Here is a 21,064-nt window from a genome sequence, read left to right as displayed (position 1 = left end):
CTGGCCGCGCTGTCCTTTTTCGTTGGGAGTCATCGACGCAGGTCAACCGCCCCACCCCGAAGCGATCCCCCACTGCCCCCTAATCCCCTAACGGTGACCCCCGATGCACCCCGCAACGGCCCCCGCCAGCAAGGGGTGGGCGCCCCGTTTCCGGGTTCCCGACGGGTCCATAACGTAGTCACCAGATCGCCGACAGACCGGCGACGACAGCCAGACACAACATCCACGCACCGGGAACACCCACAACCGAAAGGCACTTCAATGACGAACCTCCTCGACTTCATCCTCGACCTGTTCCGCAGCCCCTCAGTCGCCGCGGACTTCGTCCAGGACCCCGACGGCGCGCTGCGGTCGGTCGGCCTGCAGAACGTCAGCGCCGCGCAGTTGCAGGCCGTGGCGGCCTCCGCGGCGCCGGCAGGCGTCCTGCTCGGCGGTGGTGACCCGGTCCACGGCCTGCAGACCGCGGTCGCGAACTACCACAGCATCCCCACGGCGTTCTCCCCGCAGACCGCGTTCGCACCGCAGACCGACTTCGCCAGCCACAACAACACGCCCATCGCCAGCAACAACGACCTCATGAGCCCCGATCAGGCTGCCGGGGCCAACGCCCAGAACGGCGCCTTCAACCTGGGCTTCGGCGACATCACCTTCGGCGACAAGACCAGCAACTCCGCCACCAACGGCGGCGTCGTCAACACCGGCGAGGCGGACGACATCGACACCACCAGCGTCAACGGCAACGGCAACGTGGTCGGCGACGGCAACAGCGCGAACACCGGCATCATCGACGGCGGCAGCCATTCGCCGATCATCATCGGCGAGGGCAACGACACCGAGGTCCGTGACGATTCGCAGCACGCAGGCGGCGACGTCATCGACGGCAACCAGGGCACCGTCATCAAGGACAACGACATGTCCGGTGGCCACGGCGGCAGCGCGGGCTCCAGCGGCGGCGGCAGCCTGATCGGCATCGGCAACGGCGGCAACGAGGCCAACGCGGGTGGCGGCGGCGCCGGTGGCTCGATCATCGTCAACGACCAGGGCAACCACTCCAACACCGACACGACCATCGTCGGCGGCGATCAGACGACGGCCGGTCACGACCTGGGCAGCGGCAACAGCTCCTCGATCGACTCGTCCTCACACACCGTCACCTCGGTGCAGCAGGACAACTCGTTCGAGCAGGACAACTCGGTGCACACGTCGGTGGAGGACGACCACAGCTTCACCAGCAACGTGGCCTCCGGCAACTCGACCGACATCGCGTCGCACAACGACACCGACCTGGCGTCGCACAACACGACCGACCTCGACGCGTTCTGATCCTTCGACCGCGCGACTGGCGGGGACCCTCTCTCACCGGGGTGGTCCCCGCCAGTTCGCGCGCCTACCGTTGGCTGACTTCGAAGGCTAAGAGGACCACCCCATGACCCAAGCCACGCAACCGAACGACCCCGGCAAGGCCAGACCGGTCAAGGTCATCGTCGAACTGATCGACCACAGCACCAAGATCGCCGGGGACTACGAGCGCGGGGACCTGGTGGCGCGACTGGCGCGAGCCAAGGAACGCATCAGTGACCCGCAGATCCGCGTGGTCATCGCCGGCCAGCTCAAGCAGGGCAAGAGCCACCTGCTCAACTCACTGCTCAACGTCCCCGTCGCCCGCGTCGGCGACGACGAGACCACCACGTTGGCCACCGTGGTGTCCTACGGCGAGCAGGCGTCGGCCCGCCTGATCGTCGCCCGCGGTGATGGTGAGGAACCCGACGTCGTCGAGATTCCCGTCGCCGACGTCCGCAACGACCTGCGTCGCGCGCCCCAGGCCGGCGGCCGCGAGGTGCTGCGCGTCGAGGTCACCGCCCCCAGCCCGCTGCTGAAGAACGGACTGGCCTTCGTCGACACCCCAGGCGTCGGCGGCCACGGCCAACCGCACCTATCGGCCACCCTTGGCCTGCTGCCCGACGCCGACGCGGTGCTGATGATCAGCGACACCAGCCAGGAGTTCACCGAGCCCGAAATGACGTTCATCCGGCAGGCCGTCGAAATCTGCCCGCTAGCAATGATTCTCGCCACCAAGATCGACCTCTACCCACATTGGCGCGAGATCGTCGCCGCCAACGTCGCGCACCTGCAACGCGCCGGGGTGGACGTGCCCGTCACCCCGGTCTCGTCCGTGCTTCGCAGCCATGCCATTTCGCTCAACGACAAGGAACTCAACGAGGAGTCGAACTTCCCGGCGATCGTCAAATTCCTCAGTGAGAAGGTGCTCAGCCGCGAGAACGACCGGGTCCGCGACGAGGTGCTCGCCGAAGTCCGTTCTGCCGCCGAGCATCTCACGCTGACCGTGGAGTCGGAGCTGTCGGCCATCAACGACCCCGGTGCCCGCGACGCGCTCACCGCCGACCTCGAGCGGAGAAAGCAGGAAGCGCAGGAAGCGCTGCAGCACACCGCCCTCTGGCAGCAGGTGCTCAACGACGGCATCACCGACCTCACGGCCGACGTCGACCACGACCTGCGCGCCCGGTTCCGGGCGATCACCCAGCACACCGAGAAGACGATCGACGGCTGCGACCCGACACACCACTGGGCCGAGATCGGCGCGGAGTTGGAGAACGCCGTCGCGACCGCCGTCGGCGACAACTTCGTGTGGGCCTATCAACGCGCCGAGGCATTGGCGCAGGAGGTGGCCCGCACGTTCATGGAGGCAGGCCTCGACGCCGTCGACATGCCGCAGATCAACGCGCGCGACATGGGCGCCGGGTTCGGCGAGATGAAGTCGCTGGGACGGCTGGAGGCCAAGCCGATCGGCAAGGGTCACAAGGTCGTGACCGGCATGCGCGGCTCCTACGGCGGCGTGCTGATGTTCGGCATGCTCACCTCGTTCGCCGGGCTCGGCATGTTCAACCCACTGTCGTTGGGCGCAGGCCTGGTGCTGGGCCGCAAGGCATACAAGGAGGACATGGAGAACCGCATGCTCCGGGTGCGCAACGAGGCCAAGACCAACATGCGTCGCTTCGTCGACGACGTGTCGTTCGTGGTCAGCAAGGAATCCCGGGACCGGCTCAAGGGCATTCAGCGCCAGCTCCGCGACCATTACCGCGACATCGCCAACCAGACCACCCGCTCACTGAACGAGTCATTGCAGGCGTCGCTGGCCGCGGCGAAGATCGAGATCGACGAGCGGGACACGCGCGTGCGGGAACTGGAGCGTCGACTCAACATCCTGCGGCAGGTCACCGAGCACGCGGTCAACCTCTCGACGCGACAGGACGCCGTCCCCACATAACCCGTCCGCTACCTCCCAGTCACACGCTTTAAGCTGGTCAACCGACATGAGTACGAGCGATCGAGTGCGCGCGATCCTTGGCGGCACCATCCAGGCGTACCGCGGCGACCCCGCCTACCGCGACCGCCTCGACGTGCACAACGAACTGGACTGGATCGGCAGGCGTCTGAACCAGCCGATCCGCATCGCTCTGGCCGGGACGTTGAAGGCAGGCAAGTCGACCCTGGTCAACGCGCTGGTCGGCGAGGACATCGCGCCAACCGACGCGACGGAGGCCACCCGCATCGTCACCTGGTTCCGCAACGGCGCCACGCCCAAGGTGACGGCGAACCACCGCGGCGGTCGACGGTCCAACGTGCCGATCATGCGCGACGCAGGCGGACGCTCCGGCGAGCGCGGCCTCACCTTCGACTTCGCCAGCGTCGACCCCGACGACGTCATCGACCTCGACGTGGAGTGGCCGGCCGCGGAGCTCATCGACACCACCATCATCGACACCCCCGGCACGTCGTCGCTGTCCAGGGACGTGTCCGAACGCACCCTTCGCCTGCTGGTTCCCGACGACGGCGTGCCCAGGGTCGACGCCGTCGTCTTCCTGCTGCGCACGCTCAACGCCACCGACATCGCGCTGCTGCGACAGATCGGCACCCTGGTCGGCGGCTCGGCGGGCGCACTCGGCGTGATCGGCGTCGCGTCGCGGGCCGACGAGATCGGGGCGGGCCGCATCGACGCGATGCTGTCCGCCAAGGACGTCGCCACCAGATTCACCGCCGAGATGGACAAGACGGGAATCTGCCAGGCCGTGGTCCCGGTGTCGGGGCTGCTGGCACTCACGGCCAGGACGCTGCGGCAGAGCGAGTTCGTCGCGCTGGAGAAGCTCGCAGGCGTCGACGCCGCGGAGCTCACCAAGGCGATGCTGTCGGTGGACCGCTTCGTGCGCGACGATGGCAAGGGCCCAGCGCTACCGGTCGACGCGGCGACCCGCGCGGCACTGCTGGAGCGATTCGGGATGTTCGGCATCCGGATCTCGATCGCGGTGCTCCGGGCGGGCATCGGCGACTCCGTCGCGTTGGCCGACGAGTTGCTGGAGCGCAGCGGGCTGATCGCCCTGCGCGACGTCATCGACCAACAGTTCGCGCAGCGGTCCGACTTGCTCAAGGCGCACACGGCGCTGCTGGCGTTGCGCAGGTTCGTCGAGGCGAACCCGACCTACGCCACCCCGTACATCATCGCCGACATCGACCCCCTCCTCGGTGACACGCACGCCTTCGAGGAGCTGCGGCTGCTGAGCCAATTGCGTTCCAGGGCAACGACGTTGAACGACGATGAGATGGCGTCGCTGCGCCGCATCATCGGCGGCTCAGGGACCGACGCCGCGAGCCGGCTGGGTCTGCAACCCGACACCCCGTACGACGGACCCCGGGCGGCGTTCGCCGCCGCGCAGCGGTGGCGCCGCAGGGCCGACCACCCGCTCAACGACCCCTTCACGACGAGAGCGTGCCGGGCCGCGGTGCGCAGCGCCGAGGGAATGGTCGCCGACTTCGCCGCCCAGGGCCGCTGACGCCCGCTACGGGCGTGGGTACAGCGTCCTGGTCTCGTTGAGCCGCGGGCGCTGCCGGGTGGACGTCGGACCGTCGTCGTCGTTGTTGGCCGTCGAGCGCCGCGTCCGGGGCAGGGTGGTGTCGGTCGGCGACGTGTCGGTGCCGGACGTCACGGAAGTCGAGGTGGGGTCACCGGGGTTGATGTCGGTGGTCACCGGCGGGCTGGTGCTGGTGATGGTCTCGGTGGTGGTCGTCGGCGACGACGGCGTCGTCGTCCCTCCGCCGGATGCGCTTGGCTCCAGGAAGTACTGCGGCGTCGGCGCGGGGTCGTTGAAGTCCTTGGCCACGTACGAGATGGCGAGCCAGGCCAGGCCCAGGGCCAGGAGGGCGGCGACGCTGGCCCCCACGACCGTCGAGGTGCGCTCGTGCCACGCGGGCTCGGTGTCCTTGGATTCGTCGCTCGAATCGCCGCTGCCTGCCACGGCCTCCGATAGTAGCCGCGGTTGATCAACGGTCTCCGCGTCAGCCCGCGTGCGGGATGACCTCGCTCGCGAAGAAGTCGATCTGGTCGAGATCGGACATGTCGAGGAGTTGTACGTACACGCGCTGCACGCCTGCCTCGATGAACGCCGCCAACTTGTCGGTGATCTCCGCGGCGGTGCCGACCAGGGGTGAGTTGGCGCGCAGCTCGTCCACCTCGCGCCCGATGGCGGCGGCGCGCTTGGCCACCTCGGCGTCGTCGCGGCCGGCACACGCCACGAACGCCGCCGAGTAGGTCACCGAATCGGGGGAGCGGCCCGCATCGGCGACGGCCTTGGCGACGCGGGCGTACTGGGCAGTCAGCTCGTCGACGCCGACGAACGGGATGTTGAACTCCGAGGCGTACTTCGCCGTCAGCGCGGGCGTCCGCTTGGGGCCCTTGCCGCCGACGATGATCGGGGGATGCGGCGTCTGCGTCGGCTTCGGCAACCCGGGTGAGTTCTTGACCGAATACAGCTCGCCGGTGTAGTCGAAGGACTTGCCGACCGGAGTCGTCCACAATCCGGTCAGGATGTCGAGCTGCTCGGCGAGCCGGTCGAACCGCTCGGCCAGCGGCGGGAAGGGGATCGCGTAAGCGTCGTGCTCGGCTTCGAACCACCCGGCGCCGATGCCCAGATCGACTCGGCCGCCGCTCATCTCGTCGACCTGGGCCACCGAGATCGCTAGGACGCCGGGATGCCGGAACGTCGCGGAGGTGACCATGGTGCCCAGCCGGATGGTCGACGTCTCACGGGCGATGCCGCCCAGCGTCACCCAGGAGTCGGTGGGTCCGGGCAGTCCGTCGCCCGACATCGCCAGGTAGTGGTCGGAGCGGAAGAATGCTGAGTAGCCGCTTGCCTCGGCTGCCCGAGCCACCGCCAGCTGGTCGGCGTAGGTGGCACCCTGCTGAGGTTCGACGAATACGCGAAAGTCCATGGGCACACCCTAATCGCTCGCCGCGGGGCACCTCTTCCCCGTCGCTTCGCTCGCCCCGCGCCCCTAGAGGCCGCGCTTAGCAGCCCGCACGGCACCGACCGCGTCGTCGTTACCGGAGAACGTGACCTTGGCCTCGTTGCGGCCGGAGACGAACATCAGGAGTTCACCTGGGTCGCCGGTCACGACCACGGTTTCCCCTCGTCCGATGTTCGCGAGTGTCTCGCCGTCGGGTGTCCGCAGGGACACGTGCGCGGGGGCCTTCGACATCGTCATCCGCGACATCAAGCTGACTTGTCGCGCCAGGGACGACGTGGTGTCTTCGTCGAGTTCGCGTGGTTCCCAACCGCTTACGGCCCGACGAACGTCCTCGTGGTGGATGAACATCTCGGCAACGTTGACGAACGGGTCGAGAACCTTGAACGGCGAGAGCAGTGGTGGACCCGACGCGATCTGGTCAAGCAGGACGTTCCAATCCTTTTGGGCAGCAACCTGTTCCTGAACCCTCGCGGTGTAGCCGGCCAGGGCGGGCAACAGGATGCCTGGCGCCGCGTCCAGCCGCCGTTCTCGGACGACCAGGTGCGCGGCGAGATCCCGCGTCGTCCAATCCCCGCACAGCGTCGGCTGTTCGGGGCCGACGCTACGCATCGTGCTGACGAGCGCGGCACGTTCCTGCTGGGCTATCGAAGTCATCGGTTGCTCCCCTTGTCGAGCGCGCGGTCGAGGTTGAGCGCGGCGCTGATGAGTGCGAAGTGCGTGAAGGCCTGCGGGAAGTTGCCGACCTGATCACCGGTGGCGCTGACCTGCTCGGCGTAGAGCCCGACGTGGTTGGCGTAGGTGAACATCTTCTCCAGTGCCAGCTGGGCGTCGTCGAGCCGACCCGCCCTGGTCAGTGCCTCGACGTACCAGAACGAGCACAGCGAGAAGGTGCCCTCCTCGCCGTCGAGACCGTCGGACTCGGGGGTGTAGCGGAACACCAGGCTGTCGGTGACCAGGTCCGCTTCGATGGCCTCCAGAGTGGAGAGGAACTTCGGGTCGGCCGGGGATAGGAACTTCACCATCGGCATCAGCAGTACCCCCGCGTCGAGCGCAGTGCCGCCCTCGGTCTGGGTGAAGGCTTGCCGGTCATCGTTCCAGCAGCGGGACATGATCCGCTCGTAGATCTCGTCGCGTGCCTTCGACCACGCGGTGATGTCGCCGGGCAGGCCGCGTTGCCGCGCGACGCGGATGGCGCGTTCCAGTGCCACCCAGCACATCAGCCGCGACGTGGTGTACGCGCGGTTTTCGCCGCGCACCTCCCACATGCCCGCGTCCTCGCGGTCCCAGTTCTCCATCACCCAGCCGACGACTTCGATGACGTCGTTCCAGGCGTCGCTGCTGATGCCGGGGCCGTACTTGTTGAATAGGTAGATGGAATCGATGATGTCGCCGTAGATGTCGAGCTGCAGCTGCTCGACCGCGGCGTTGCCGATGCGTACCGGGCGGGAGTCGCGGTACCCGCTGAGGTGGTCGAGTTCGGCTTCGTCGGTGGGCACGTTGCCGTCGATGTCGTAGAGCACCCTGAGCGGGCCCTTGTCGTCGCTGTCGTCGCGCTCGTCGCCCAACCGCTCCGAGAGCCATCCGATGAATGCCCGCGCCTCATCGGTGAAGCCCAGCCGCAGCAGGGCGTACAGACTGAACCCGGCATCCCGGACCCAGACGTAGCGGTAGTCCCAATTGCGGCTTCCCCCAACCAATTCGGGGATGCTCGTCGTTGGCGCAGCGATCACGGCGCCGGTCTGTTCATGGGTCAAGAGCTTGAGGGTGATCGCCGACCGGTGCACCATCTCGCGCCACCGGCCGACGTAGCTCGACTGTGACAGCCAGTGTCGCCAGTACGCCGTGGTGGCGTCCAACAGCGCATCGGTCATGTCGACGGAGTTGGAGGACGGCATGTCGTCACCGTCGAGGATTTCCAGGACGAACAGCGCAGTGTCCCCCTGGGTGAGCTCGACGTCCGCGCACACCATCGTATTGTCGTCCTGCTCGTCGATGGTCAGGTCCGTCGTCGCGATGAGGCCCATGCGCACGCCGTCACCGGAGACCAGCACACCATCACCCGCGTACTCGGCATGGCAGCGATTGCGGGCGTAGTCCGGCCTGGCGTCGAACCACATCCGCATCCGGATCTTGCCGCGCACGCCGCTGACCCGGCGCACGATGCGTTGGCGGTGCTCGGGATCGCCGATGCCGAGCACGGGCATGAAGTCGTGGATCTCGGCGACACCGTCGGCCGTGAGGAATCGGGTGATCAGCACCGCGGTGTCGGGGAAGTAGAACTGCTGGGTGCGCGGGGCCTGACAGTCCGGTTCCAGTCGCCAACTGCCGCCTCGGTCCTTGTCGAGGATCGAGCCGAACACGCTGGGGGAGTCGAAGCGAGGGGCGCAGAACCAATCGATGGTCCCGTCGGTGCCGACGAGCGCACAGGTCCGCAGGTCGCCGATCAAGCCGTGGTCGGAAATGCCCAGCCACTCACTCATCGGCGAGCCGCCAGCCGGTCCCACCGGGGAGGGCCACCGCGTCCTCGGGACCCCACGACCCCTTCGGGTACGGCTGCGTCGTCGGTGGAGCTTCGAGTACGGGTTGGCAGATCTGCCACAACCGATCGACCTCGTCGGAGCGGGTGAACAGCGTCTGATCGCCGCGGAGGACGTCGAGCAACAGCCGTTCGTAGGCCTCCAACGGCGCGTCGTCGGGATCCTCGTCGGCCAGATCGAGACGAAAGGTCAGCGGCATCAATTCCATTCGAGGACCCGGCCGCTTCGCCATCAGGCTGACGCCGAACTCGGGGGAGTCGCTCAACTCGATCATCATCTGGTTCGGCCCCAGTGGGCGTGAACTGGGGTCGCCGTCACCGAACCGTCCCATCGGCGGGGTGCGGAAGGTGAGCGTGACGGTGCGCCGGTTCGCGGCCAGCGCCTTGCCCGTGCGCAGGTAGAACGGAACACCCTGCCAGCGTTCGGTGTCGACGAAGGCTTCGAGCGCCACGAACGTCTCCACGGTCGAGTCGTCGGCCACGCCGTCCTCGTCGCGGTACCCGTCGTACTGGCCGAAGATCACCCGGTTCGGGTCGAGCGGCCGCATGGCGTCGAACACCTTGGCCTTCTCGTTGCGCAGTGAGCGTTCGTCGAGGTGGACGGGCGGTTCCATGGCCACGAACCCGAGAACCTGACAGAGGTGGGTGGAGATCATGTCGCGAAAGCAGCCCGTCGACTCGTAGAAGGCGCCGCGGCCCTCCGCGGTCAGGTCCTCGGGAACGTCGATCTGGACCGACGTCAAGTGGTCGCGGTTCCAGGCCGGCTCGATCAGTTCGTTGGCGAACCTGAGCGCCAGGATGTTCTGTACGGCCTCCTTGCCCAGGAAGTGGTCGATCCGGTAGACCTGCTCCTCGCTGATCACGTCCTTGAGCGCCGCATCGAGCTCGCGTGACGAGGCCAGGTCCGTGCCGAATGGCTTCTCGACGACGACGCGGGCCCCGTCGGTGAGCCCCTCCCTGCCGAGCATGCCGATCATCGGCTGCATCGCCTTCGGCGGGACCGACAGATAGATCAGCGTCCGGGAGTCGTCGCCGAGGCCCTCGCGCGCCTTCGCGACCGCGGCGGCGAGATCCTTCCCGTCGTCGCTGTCGGAGGTCTGGAAGGAGAGTCGACCGACGACGTCGTCGAGCACCGAGTCGTCGATGTCGGAGACGCTCTCGCGCAGGCCGTCGCGGATGCGGGCCCGGAATTCGTCGTCGGAGCCCGGAGAGTGGCGGCCCGAGCCGATGATGGCGTAGTCCGCGGGCAGCCGCGATGCCGCGGCGAGGTGGTAGAGCCCGGGGAAAAGCTTGCGCTTGGCCAGGTCGCCCGTGGCTCCAAACAACACGAAGACATGGGGCGGTATTTGCTCGTCGGCAGGCGTCACGTAGTTCTCTTCCCGCAACGGGAGGCTTCCTAAACCGTCTTCCTAAGTCGCCGGTCGCAGAACGCTCACCCTCAGAAGGGCTCGACCTTCTCGATGGCCACGAACATGCCGTGGCCGGTTTGGTCATTGGTGAAGCGGGTGCCCTCCTCGGTGGCCAGGATGGTCCATCCGACGGCCGAGTAGGTGCGGTAGTCGATGGGCACGACGGGGATGTCGCCGATGTTGCCGACCAGCCAGGTGACCTGCCCTTCGGCGCTGACGTTCACGCCGTTGGCTGGCTCGCCGTTGACGGTCGGCGCGTTGATGAAGTCCGCCTCGCAGCCGACTTCCGCCGCGCTGATCTGGCAGCGGGTCTTCCCGGACTTGGTGACGACGAACACGTAACCCTTGTCCGGGGGCAGTGCCTCAGCGGCAGGTGGGGCGGCCGTCGGTGTGGCTGGGGGCGGCGCGGGGGAGGTGGTGGTCGGCGTCGAGACCGAGGGCCGCGAGGTCGGGAAGCTCGGCTCGGTGGGCGAACCCGCGCTGCCTTGGGGGTTGCCATCGACCGTGGACTGGCAGCCCGCAAGGACCGCGCTCGCCGCGAGCACGCCTGCCATCACCAGCCGGGCCTTCATCACGGACAAGGCTACGCAGCCCGTGACGGAAGAGGCGGCAGTGACTCGCGTGGCGTTGCCAGTTCGTGACCCGCGCGGTCACCGGGATGGGTGCGCGGTGCGGGCGGGAAATGCGTTCGAGAGTCGCCACGAGCGCACGCGCGACGCCGTGGACGCACACCCGAGAGCCCGTCAGTCGAACAGGTCGGGCTGCTCCCTGGTGATCTTGTCGAACAGCGGCTGGAAGCTGAACCAGCCCGCGAAGTGGCTACCGACCTGGCCGCGGGTCAAGGCGGCCATCTCGTCGTCGATGAGAATCGGGGTGCCCGCGGCCTCGGCCATCAACTGCGCCTGGCACGAGCGTTCCATCGTGATGAACCACCAGGCGGCTTCCTCGACGGAGTGGCCGACGGTCAGCAGGCCGTGGTTGCGCAGGATCGCGGCCTTCCCGTCGCCGAGCGCGTGGGCGATGCGCTTGCCCTCTTCGAGGTCGAGGACGACGCCCGAGTAGGCGTCGAACAGGGCATGGTCGCCGTAGAACGCACATGCGTCCTGGGTGATGGGGTCGAGGAGTCGGCCCAGCGTCGACCACGTCTTGCCGTATACGGAGTGGGAGTGGGCGGCACCGATGACGTCGGGGCGCGCCGCGTGCACCTGCGAGTGGATCGCGAACGCCGCCTGGTTCACCGGTCGGTCGCCGTGCACGATCTCTCCGTCGTGCCGGACCAGCAGCAGGTCGCTGACCCGGATGTGGCCAAAGTGCATGCCGAATGGATTGACCCAGAAGTGATCGGTGAACTCTGGGTCTCGGGCGGTGATGTGACCCGCCACGCCCTCGTCGAAGCCGAAGCGGCTGAACAATCGGAACGCCGCCGCCAAGTTCTGCTTGCGGTGCAGCCGCTCCTCTTCGAGCGTGCGGTCCGTGCGGGGAAGCAGTGCGGCGGCATTACCGCCTGCCAGCCTCTTGGCGTCTTCGGCTCCGGTGTCGACCATGTCCCGATGGTACGTACACCCGGCCCTCCCCCGGGGATTGTTTGGGAAGGGCCGGGTGGGTTCTTGCGCGGGGAGGGCCGGGCGGCTTACTTGCCGTTGAGGTGGGCGATGTAGGCGGGGCCGTGGTTGCCGTGCCAGCCGGGGCCGACGGTCGGGGCGGGCGTGGCGTAGGTGCCGGGGCTGTAGGAATGGCCGGGGCCCTGTGGGGCCGGGGCGGTGGCGGCGTTGGCGATGCCTGCCAGGCCGAGCGCGGCTGCGGTCATGATCCCGGCGGCGGCGATGGTGCGGGTGATGGCGTTCATGTTGTCAATCCTTTTGTCTGAGTGATGTTTTCGGTTTCTCGGTCGGTGTGTTCCGGCGATGGGATAACTATGTCGCAGCGCAGCGGCCCGGGGTATCGGGCGACTGGTGGATGGGTCGGAGGCAACGGCGTGTCCACCAATCGGGGGAACGGATGCCCGGGCACGGCGGCGACGACGGCACGGTGCGCTACCCGGCGCTATCGGTCTGCGGCGTCGAGACGGATGAGCTCCGCCCGCGACGAGATGCCGAGCTTGGTGAAGACCTTGTGTAGGTGGTAGTCGATGGTGCGAGGGCTCAGGAACAGCTCGGCGGCGATCTCGCGATTGGTTCCGCCCGCGCCGACGAGCCGGGCGATCTGCAGCTCCTGCGGAGTCAACTGTCCGACGGTGCTTGGATCTCGCTTGCGGGCCGTCTCGCCCGTCGCCAGGAGTTCGACGCGGGCCCGCTCCGCCCACGGGGCGGCACCGAGCTGCTCGAAGACGTCCCTGGCGGCGCGTAGATGAGTCCGGGCCTGCGCCCGGTGGCGTCGTCTGCGGAGGAACTCGCCGCGCAACAGCTCGGTCCGTGCCGCGTCGAACGGTCGGCTGCTCGCAGCGTGCAACTCCGCGGCGCGCGCGAAGTGTTCCTCCGAGCCGTCGTCCAGCAGCGCATCGCAACGAGCGGCCAGTGCCAGGGCCCACGGTGCCCTCACATGGGATGCCCAGGCTCGCAACGTCATCGCGGCTTGCTCGGCCCGGCCCCGTTGATCCGACCGGAACGCCGCTTCGACCAGATCGGCGGTCGCGAATGCCTTGACCACCTGGTGGCCCTCGCCCGGCCGCGCCCCTGCCAGGGCGTCCAGTCGGTCGAACGCCTCGGCGGGCCTGCCCAGTCCGAGGTCCAGAAGGCCAAGGGCCCAAGAGGCGATGCCCGCGTGTGGTCCGAGCTGATGGCCCATGGCCCGCGCATGCGCCGCGGCCGCCGCGTCGCGACACTCCCGTTCGCGGCCCTGCACCGCGGCCACCCACGCCAGCACGCTGCGGTGGTGGGCCGCGGGGTTCTCCTGCCCGGTGTCGACTGCCAGCCGCAATCCCTCCGTCGCCGTCGCCGTGGCCGACGCGTACCGCCCCGTCCAGGCTTGCAGCGCACCGAGCGGGCCGAGCACCGTGGGCAACATGTTGACGGCGCCGTCGGCCCGTGCGGTGGCCGCAGCGCGGGTGAACATGGTGATGGCGCGGGCGTCATCACCCAGAAACAGTGCTGCGCTGCCGGTTTGGCTGAGACTGGCCGCGTCGCCGGCCTCCTCGGCGGATGCGGCGGCGTGCTGCAGAGCTGCCGTCGCGGCTGCGGTGTCCCCGCTGAGGAAGTGATGAAGGCCGACGATGAGCGACGCGGTGACCGCCATCCGGTCCGACGGGGTGGGCAGGGCGGCCAGTCGGCGCGCCGCTTCACTGATGCGGCCGACGTCACCGCTGACCCAGGCGATCTGTCCCATCTCCGCCAGCATGCTCGCGGCGAGTGATGGATCTCGTGTGACTTCCAGGTTCGCGCCGGCCTGCAGATTCTCGTAGGCGGAATCCATGTCGCCGCAAGCGAAGCCGACGTTCCCTCGCAGTCGAAGAATGCTGGCCCGAAGGTGCGCGCCGCTGACGAGTTTCTCGGCTCCATCGAGCGCGGCGAGTGCCCGTTGCGAGCGGCCGGCCCGCCACGACGCCTGCGCGGCCGCGAGGAGGCGCTCAGCCCGCGCTTCGGTCGTGGTGGTCAACTCGGCGGCCCGTTCGTACGCGGTTGCCGCGGAGGCGTGGCCGCCACGCTCGGTCGAGCGTTGCGCGACCGCGACCAGTTCCACTGCCAGGGCGTCGTCGGGACCTACTGCCGCCGAAGCCAATTGCCATGCTCGCCGGTCGGCGTCCTCGGGCTCGGTGAGTGCCGCCGCCAACGCCTGATTGGCGGCGCGGCGCTGGAGGAACGTCGCGCCACGGTAGACGGCAGCGCGAACGAGGTTCTGGCGGAAGCGCACCCGGTCGTCGTCGATCCGGACGATGCCGGCCTCCTCGGCTGGACCGAGGGCGTCCGCCGCGTCGACGTCGAGCAGGCGGGCCGCCGCTAGGACCGTCCGCAAGTCGCCGGTGTGCTCGGCGGCGGCGAGTAGAAGCGCCGTCCCGGTGGCGGTCGGCAGCGTACGGACGCGGGCGAGGAACACGCGTTCCAGTTCGTTGCTCACGGGGAGTAGGTCGGGAAGCGGGCGCCGACCGCCGAGCTGGTCGGGGTCGAGTGAGCCTGGAAGCTCCTGCAGTCCAAGCGGATTGCCTTCGGTGCTCGTCACGAGCAGGTCGCGCACGTGCGGCGCCATCGGCGGTCCCTCGGCGAGCATCGCGCGGGCGGCATCGACGTCGAGTCCGCGTAGCCACGTCTCGGGCAGCCCGGTGGTGGTCATGGCCGCAGGCTCGTCGTGGCGGATCGCGATCAGCACCACGATGCCGTCGGCGTCCAGCCGGCGAGCGGCGAAGCTCACGGCCTCGGCAGACGGCGCGTCGAGCCACTGGGCGTCGTCGATCAAGCACAGCACCGGTCGGCTGACGGTGGCGTCCGACAGCAGGCTCAACACGCCAAGCGAGACCAGCAGCCGGTCGCCCCCTGCGGTCGTGGCCATTCCGAACGCAGCCTCCAGCGCGGCACGCTGACGTGGCGGGAGCCGAGCCACCTCGCCGAGCAGCGGACGCAGAAGTTGGTGCACCGCTGCGAAGGCGAATTCCGATTCACTTTCGATTCCGACCGCCCGCAACACCAGGAAGTCGTTGGCGTGCTCGGCGGCGTACCCGAGCAACGCGGACTTTCCGATCCCCGCGTCGCCGCGCAGCACCAACGCACCGCTGCGGCCCGACCGCGCAGCGTCGAGCAACCCGTTCAGCTGCGTGCACTCCCGGTCTCGGCCGTGCAGCATCACCGAATGCTACGACCGCCGGGACTGGTGATTACACCGATTCGACCGGTGTCTGCACGCGCCATGGTGGAGATCGATCACTGAGTCACCACCACGGAAGGACATGATGGACGCCACCGACGTCATCGTCGTAGGAGCAGGACCAACGGGCCTGATGCTGGCATGCGAACTGGCACTCGCCGGGGTTCGGTGCCGCATCGTCGAGCGCAGGAACGGGCAGTCCAACGTCACCCGCGCGTTCGCCGTGCATGCCAGAACCCTCGAGCTCCTCGACGCCCGCGGCCTGGCCGACGACCTGCTGTCCCGCGGCATTCCCGTGCAGCGGCTGGCGCCCGCCCCCGGGGCGATGCTCGACATGACCGAGTTCGAGACGGCCTTTCCGATGGTGCTGATGGCGCCGCAGAGCGGGACGGAGTACCTGCTCGAGGAGCGCGCGGCGCGCCTCGGCGTCCGCATCGACTACGGCACGGAGGTGGTCGGGCTGCGCCAGACCGACGACGGTGTCGAGGTCGACCTGCAGGTCGACGGCGCCGTCGCCACGTCGCAGGCCGGATACGTGGTTGGGTGCGACGGATCTCACAGTGTGACAAGGCGATTGATCGACGTCGACTTCGTCGGGGAACGGTATCCGACGCACATCCTGCTCGCCGACGTCCAACTCGCCGACCCGCCAGATGAGGTGATGTTCGCGCGCTCCGGCGACGAGGGCGTGGTGTTGTGCGTGCCGTTCGGCGACAGCTGGTACCGGGTCATTGCCTGGGACCGCACGCGTGAGCAGGCACCGCTGGAGGAACCCGTGACCGCGGCCGAGATGCGGTCGGCGTTCGAGCGCATCGCGGGAACGGACTTCGGCATGGGTGAGCCGCGATGGAGTTCGCGGTTCCTCAGCGAGCACAGGCAGGCCAGGCACTACCGCGTGGGCCGGGTCTTCCTGGCCGGCGACGCCGCGCACGTGCACTCCCCGTTGGGCGGACAGGGCATGAATACCGGCATCGGGGATGCCATGAACCTTGGTTGGAAGCTGGCGGGCGCCTTGCACGGCTGGGCGCCGTCGTGGCTGCTCGACAGCTACGAGCAGGAGCGATACCCGGTGGGCGCGCTGGTGCTGAAGATGACCGACGTGTTCAACACGATGATGGTCGGGCATTCGCGGCTGCGTCGGACGCTGTCACAGGCGGTGATCCGGCGGGTACTCGGCGTTCGCCGCCTGCGGATGTTGATCGGTGGCCGACTGACCGGGCTTGGGATCGCCTACGAGCGGCGTGGCGCGAAGGGTTGGGAGGGTAGGCGGATGCCCGACCTGCCGTGCGCAGGCGGTCGGCTGTACGAGCTGCTGCGCGACGGTAGGTTCGTGCTGCTGACGAGCGCGGCGGTCGGCGCGGTGGGTAAACGATGGTCGGACCGGGTCCGCCCCGTACGCGTCGAAACAGGTTGTCCCGCAGGATTTCCCGCCGCGATTCTGGTACGGCCGGACGGCTACGTCGCATGGTCGTCGGACTCGGCGACCGACGTCGACGTGGTGCGGGCCGTGCGGATGTGGTGTGGGCCCGAGGCCTTCGCCGACCCGGGCACGGGCTCTGCGGCGTCGTCGACTCAAGCCGGATCACCCTGGGTTCCGACCGTCCGTTCGACATGGCCGATCCGCATCCGGTGGGTTCGGCGAAGGATCGATCAGGAGGTATTGCCCTCGCGTCTGCTCGGCGGCGGGTGGACCGCGCACTGACTGGGTATGGCAACGTGTTTCGGCATGACGCCGGGTGTCGGGCTGCGCTGGGTGCTGCTCACCCTGTGCGTCACCGAGATCACCAGCTGGGGCGTGCTGTTTTACGCATTCTCCATCCTGTCGCCGCAGATCTCGGCCGACACCGGCTGGTCAGCACCCGCGATCACGGCGGCGTTCTCCGCGGGCCTGGTCACCTCGGCGTTGGCGGGCATTCCGGTCGGGCGCTGGTTGGACCGCTACGGGCCGCGCTGGATCATGACGTCGGGCTCCGTCCTCGCCGTCGCGGCGGTGCCCGCGGTCACCGCCGCGCCCAACTACTGGTGTTTCGCGGCGGCCTGGATCGTCGCGGGCGTGTCGATGAGCGCCATCTTCTACGCGCCCGCGTTCGCAGCGCTCACGCGCTTCTTCGGCGACGACTCCGTGCGGGCGTTGACCGCGCTGACCCTGGTCGCCGGCCTGTCCAGCACGGTGTTCGCTCCTCTGACCGCTGCGCTCAGCGCGCACTTGAGTTGGCGCGCAACCTATCTCGTCCTGACGGTGGTGCTCGCGGTGGTCACCGTGCCTGCCCACTTCTTCGGCCTCCGCAGACCGTGGCCGCCGGTCACCGCCGCGCGCGGGGTCGAGGCGCCGACCCGCACCACCCGTAGCCGGCCGTTCGTCGCGTTGACGGCGGCCTTCGCGCTGGCAGCTCTGGCGTCATACGCCGTCATCGTCAACCTGGTGCCGTTGATGGCCGAACGCGGGTTCGGCACCGGGGCGGCGGCCGTCGCGCTCGGGCTCGGGGGAGCTGGGCAGGTCCTCGGCAGGCTCGGCTACCAGGCGATGGTCCGGCGGATCCGCGTCGTGCCACGCACCGTTGCGATCATGGCGGGGGTGGCCGCGACGACGGCGCTGCTTGGGGTGTTCACGTCGCTGGGCGCACTGATCGCGTGCGCCATCGGTGCGGGGCTGGCACGGGGGATCCTGACGTTGTTGCAGGCCACCGCCGTCGCCGAACGGTGGGGTTCGGCGCATTACGGGCATCTCAGCGGCATCCTGTCCGCACCGGTGATGATCGCCATGGCGCTCGGGCCGTACGTCGGCGCCGGGTTGGCCAGCCTGGTGGACGGCTATGCGGCGATGTTCGTCCTGCTCGCGCTCGCTGCTGCCGTGGCAGCGGTGCTGGCCGCCGCCACCTCGACGGCGATGGCGGGTTCGCCGAAACGCCGGTGACGGTCGTCGCCCCGAGGTCTGCGAGCGGTCAGTGATGTTTCGCCGTCAGCCGAACGCGCCTAGTGCCTCGTGCGACGCGGATCCGGAACGGCTCTGATTGCGATGAACCCCGTGGGCTCGCGAGTAAGACGTTCGTATTTCTCCTGGTCGATGATCGCTGCGTGCTTGGTGGGCCGCGGTTCCAGCAGGCGCTCGATGAGGAAGCCTGCGTCGTGCAACTCCTCGCAGGTCTGCTCAAGCGGTGTCAACCAATATCGAACGTGCCATCCACGGCTCCACGTCTCTTCGATGACACGGGCCTCGAAGTAGTTGCCGCCGTGTCGAAGCCAGTCGCCTGTGGGATGCTGCCGCGATAGGACGAGCGCACCTTCGGGGCGAAGCACACGTCGAAGCTCACGCAGCGCGGCAACCCTCTCGTCGACGTATTCCAGGGCCAGGGCCAGGAGTGCGGCGTCGACCGATTGATCGTCGAGCCAGTCGAGCGGATGGGCCATGTCGTGGGTACGGAAGTCCCCCGTGGGGACCCGGTGTCGGGCCAACTCCGTCATGCGAGGGCTCTGGTCGAAACCGATCACGAGCGCGCCGCGCCTGCTCAATGCCTCGGCATGGAGTCCCGGCCCACACGCCGCGTCCAGGACGGTCGCGCCTGCGACGTCTCCCAGGAGGGAGAGACAGGCAGGGCGGTCGTAGTGAGCGTTGAACAGGCCATCTTGAGCGTGGTCCAGGAATTCGTCTGCGAAGGCATCGTACTGGGGCTGGGTTCCAACGGCATCGTCCACCAGTTCATTTTCGGACACCGCACCTGCGGTTCCCGACCGCACCATGGGAGGTCGATTCGACGGGGGACAATCGACGGCGTGCGGGCTGTGACGGTGCGTTGCGAGGACGCGACCGACCTCTACGTCGGCGTCGTCGGTGAGGGGCCCGACGTCGTGATCCTGTCCGGCGGACCCGGGTGTGTGAACTACCTGGAGGACGACGGCTTGGCGCCCCGCGGGATGCGCGCGTGGTTCCCCGAACCGCGAGGGGTGGGTCGATCCGGCGGCGGTCCGCATGACCTCTCACAAGCGATCGCCGACCTCGAAACAATCAGAGCGGCAATGGGTGTCGCATCCTGGACCGTACTCGGTCATTCCTTCGGGTCGGACCTGGCCGTTCGCTATGCCCTGGACCATCCAGACCGCGTGGGTGCCGTGACCGGTGTCGCCGGCCACGGCCTGCACCAGGATCGGACGTGGTCCGCGATCTACGAAGCGGCGCGTCACACCGAGGACGGCGTCGTCATCGACTGGGTGCGGGACGTACACGAATCCCTCAAGGCCTCCTTCGGCGAATGGATCCACGAGCCCGGCTTGTTTCGACGCCTCGCCGACAGCGTCGTGCCGATGACGTTCATCGCCGCAGGGGAGGACATTCGCCCTGACTGGCCCCTTCGCCAGCTCGCCGCCCTAGTACCTCGCGGACGGTTTCGCGACGTGCCCGGCGTCCCACACAACTTCTGGAGCACGCATCCCGCGACATGGGCCGACGTCGTGTCCGACGCTTGCCGCGAGGCCGGGCGGGACGCCGAGACGGCACCGACCGCGGCTCCAAGGCAGATGTCGTCGCCGCGAGCGTCGGCTAGGCGTTCAGAAGATCGCGGGCCGGCGGGGGGAATGAATCCGCCTGCGACCCGGTTGACCCATTCGACAACTTGAGTGAATCAGGCTCAACTCTGGTTTGACAGGGACACGGTCCCGAGGGCAAGCTTGAGCGTGGTCCACTCAGACCCGTAACAACCCCTAATCAGGAGGCAGTAACTATGGCTCGTGCGGTCGGCATCGACCTCGGGACCACCAACTCCGTCGTCGCGGTACTCGAAGGCGGAGAACCCGTCGTCGTCGCAAACTCGGAGGGCTCGCGTACCACCCCGTCGGTCGTCGCGTTCGCGCGCAACGGCGAAGTGCTGGTGGGGCAGCCCGCCAAGAACCAGGCGGTGACCAACGTCGACCGGACCATCCGTTCGGTCAAGCGCCACATCGGCACCGACTGGTCCGTCGAGATCGACGGCAAGGATTACACCTCGCAGGAGATCAGCGCGCGCATCTTGATGAAGCTCAAGCGCGACGCCGAGAGCTACCTGGGCGAGGACATCACCGACGCGGTGATCACCGTCCCGGCGTACTTCAACGACGCCCAGCGTCAGGCCACCAAGGAAGCCGGCCAGATCGCCGGCCTCGAGGTCAAGCGCATCGTCAACGAGCCCACCGCGGCGGCGTTGGCCTACGGCCTCGACAAGGCCGACAAGGACCAGACCATCCTGGTGTTCGACCTCGGTGGCGGCACGTTCGACGTCTCGCTGCTCGACATCGGTGACGGCGTCGTCCAGGTGCAGGCCACCTCGGGTGACAACCACCTCGGTGGCGACGACTGGGACCAGCGCGTCGTCGACTGGCTGGTCGAGAAGTTCCGCGCCAGCTCGGGCATCGACCTGACGAAGGACAAGATGGCCATGCAGCGGCTGCGTGAGGCCGCCGAGAAGGCCAAGATCGAACTCAGCTCGTCGCAGAGCACCTCGATCAACCTGCCGTACATCACCGTCGACGCGGACAAGAACCCGCTGTTCCTCGACGAGCAACTCAGCCGCGCGGAGTTCCAGCGCATCACCCAGGACCTGCTGGATCGCACCCGTAAGCCGTTCCAGTCGGTCATCGCCGACGCGAACGTCTCGGTCGCCGACATCGACCACGTCGTGCTCGTCGGTGGATCCACCCGCATGCCAGCGGTGACCGAGCTGGTCAAGGAACTCACCGGTGGCAAGGAGCCCAACAAGGGCGTCAACCCCGACGAGGTCGTCGCCGTGGGTGCCGCGCTCCAGGCCGGCGTGCTCAAGGGCGAGGTCAAGGACGTGCTGCTGCTCGACGTGACCCCGCTGAGCCTCGGCATCGAGACCAAGGGTGGCGTGATGACCACGCTCATCGAGCGCAACACCACGATCCCGACGAAGCGCTCGGAGATCTTCACCACGGCCGACGACAACCAGCCGTCGGTGGAGATCAAGGTCGCGCAGGGCGAGCGCCAGATGTGGTCGGCCAACCAGCCGCTCGGCAACTTCGA

At 68.3% G+C, this 21,064-nt stretch carries 17 protein-coding genes; 7 read left to right on the top strand and 10 right to left on the bottom strand.

Features of this window, described 5'->3' with window-relative positions; translation table 11 throughout:
* Window positions 1–261: 261 nt before the first annotated feature.
* The 3 genes from ABW137_RS34760 (at window position 262) to ABW137_RS34750 (ending at window position 4,847) form a co-directional block, all read left to right on the top strand.
* Window positions 262–1,323: an IniB N-terminal domain-containing protein gene (locus ABW137_RS34760; protein ID WP_526407341.1), complete on the top strand. Its 1,062-nt coding sequence runs from the start codon at window positions 262–264 to the stop codon at window positions 1,321–1,323.
* 103 nt (window positions 1,324–1,426) lie between these two features.
* Window positions 1,427–3,286: an isoniazid-induced dynamin-like GTPase IniA gene (iniA, locus tag ABW137_RS34755; protein ID WP_526407339.1), complete on the top strand. Its 1,860-nt coding sequence runs from the start codon at window positions 1,427–1,429 to the stop codon at window positions 3,284–3,286.
* A 46-nt stretch (window positions 3,287–3,332) separates the two neighbouring features.
* Window positions 3,333–4,847 (top strand): dynamin family protein, encoded by a 1,515-nt coding sequence (locus ABW137_RS34750; protein WP_526407337.1) that lies wholly within the window; start codon window positions 3,333–3,335, stop codon window positions 4,845–4,847.
* 6 nt (window positions 4,848–4,853) lie between these two features.
* Here ABW137_RS34750 and ABW137_RS34745 read toward each other — a convergent pair whose 3' ends face one another.
* The 9 genes from ABW137_RS34745 to ABW137_RS34705 form a co-directional block, all read right to left on the bottom strand.
* Window positions 4,854–5,309 carry a hypothetical protein gene (locus ABW137_RS34745; protein WP_526407335.1) on the bottom strand — a complete coding sequence of 152 codons (456 nt, stop codon included), beginning with the start codon at window positions 5,307–5,309 and terminating at the stop codon, window positions 4,854–4,856.
* 40 nt (window positions 5,310–5,349) lie between these two features.
* Window positions 5,350–6,282 (bottom strand): LLM class F420-dependent oxidoreductase, encoded by a 933-nt coding sequence (locus ABW137_RS34740; protein ID WP_526407333.1) that lies wholly within the window; start codon window positions 6,280–6,282, stop codon window positions 5,350–5,352.
* A gap of 63 nt (window positions 6,283–6,345) precedes the next feature.
* Window positions 6,346–6,972: a TIGR03085 family metal-binding protein gene (locus tag ABW137_RS34735; protein WP_526407331.1), complete on the bottom strand. Its 627-nt coding sequence runs from the start codon at window positions 6,970–6,972 to the stop codon at window positions 6,346–6,348.
* Complete coding sequence (locus ABW137_RS34730; protein ID WP_526407329.1) at window positions 6,969–8,798, bottom strand: glycoside hydrolase family 15 protein; 1,830 nt, start codon at window positions 8,796–8,798, stop codon at window positions 6,969–6,971. Before ABW137_RS34730 ends, ABW137_RS34735 begins: the two co-directional genes overlap by 4 nt.
* Window positions 8,791–10,239 carry a glucose-6-phosphate dehydrogenase gene (zwf, locus tag ABW137_RS34725; RefSeq protein ID WP_526407327.1) on the bottom strand — a complete coding sequence of 483 codons (1,449 nt, stop codon included), beginning with the start codon at window positions 10,237–10,239 and terminating at the stop codon, window positions 8,791–8,793. The genes ABW137_RS34730 and zwf overlap by 8 nt, the downstream gene beginning before the upstream one ends.
* A gap of 53 nt (window positions 10,240–10,292) precedes the next feature.
* Window positions 10,293–10,835 carry a hypothetical protein gene (locus tag ABW137_RS34720; protein ID WP_526407326.1) on the bottom strand — a complete coding sequence of 181 codons (543 nt, stop codon included), beginning with the start codon at window positions 10,833–10,835 and terminating at the stop codon, window positions 10,293–10,295.
* A 171-nt stretch (window positions 10,836–11,006) separates the two neighbouring features.
* Window positions 11,007–11,807: a class II aldolase/adducin family protein gene (locus ABW137_RS34715; protein WP_526407324.1), complete on the bottom strand. Its 801-nt coding sequence runs from the start codon at window positions 11,805–11,807 to the stop codon at window positions 11,007–11,009.
* A gap of 86 nt (window positions 11,808–11,893) precedes the next feature.
* Window positions 11,894–12,109: a hypothetical protein gene (locus tag ABW137_RS34710; protein WP_526407322.1), complete on the bottom strand. Its 216-nt coding sequence runs from the start codon at window positions 12,107–12,109 to the stop codon at window positions 11,894–11,896.
* Window positions 12,110–12,306: 197 nt separating this feature from the next.
* A complete protein-coding gene (locus ABW137_RS34705) occupies window positions 12,307–15,033 on the bottom strand; it encodes an AAA family ATPase (protein WP_526407320.1) in 2,727 nt (908 codons plus the stop codon).
* Window positions 15,034–15,136: 103 nt separating this feature from the next.
* On the opposite strand from ABW137_RS34705, the gene ABW137_RS34700 reads away from it, so the two are divergent.
* Both ABW137_RS34700 and ABW137_RS34695 read left to right on the top strand, forming a co-directional pair.
* Window positions 15,137–16,756, top strand: a complete 1,620-nt coding sequence (locus ABW137_RS34700) for an FAD-dependent oxidoreductase (RefSeq protein WP_526407319.1) — start codon at window positions 15,137–15,139, stop codon at window positions 16,754–16,756.
* A 24-nt stretch (window positions 16,757–16,780) separates the two neighbouring features.
* Window positions 16,781–17,968, top strand: coding sequence for an MFS transporter (locus tag ABW137_RS34695; RefSeq protein WP_526407317.1), 1,188 nt, complete (start codon window positions 16,781–16,783; stop codon window positions 17,966–17,968).
* A gap of 59 nt (window positions 17,969–18,027) precedes the next feature.
* Here the strand turns inward: ABW137_RS34695 and ABW137_RS34690 are convergent, their stop codons facing one another.
* Complete coding sequence (locus tag ABW137_RS34690) at window positions 18,028–18,747, bottom strand: class I SAM-dependent DNA methyltransferase (RefSeq protein WP_526407315.1); 720 nt, start codon at window positions 18,745–18,747, stop codon at window positions 18,028–18,030.
* Window positions 18,748–18,825: 78 nt separating this feature from the next.
* On the opposite strand from ABW137_RS34690, the gene ABW137_RS34685 reads away from it, so the two are divergent.
* Together ABW137_RS34685 and dnaK are read left to right on the top strand one after the other, a co-directional pair.
* Entirely contained in the window at window positions 18,826–19,665 is an 840-nt protein-coding gene (locus ABW137_RS34685; protein WP_526407314.1) for an alpha/beta fold hydrolase, read from the top strand.
* Window positions 19,666–19,769: 104 nt separating this feature from the next.
* On the top strand, window positions 19,770–21,064 hold a 1,295-nt coding region (gene dnaK, locus ABW137_RS34680; protein ID WP_526407312.1), incomplete at its 3' end, for a molecular chaperone DnaK.

The organism is Mycobacterium sp., from assembly GCF_040509115.1.
In the GTDB taxonomy this organism is placed as follows: Bacteria; Actinomycetota; Actinomycetes; order Mycobacteriales; family Mycobacteriaceae; genus Mycobacterium.
The sequence above is the reverse complement of the archived record's forward strand: the minus strand, read 5'-3'. Positions and strand labels throughout refer to the sequence as shown.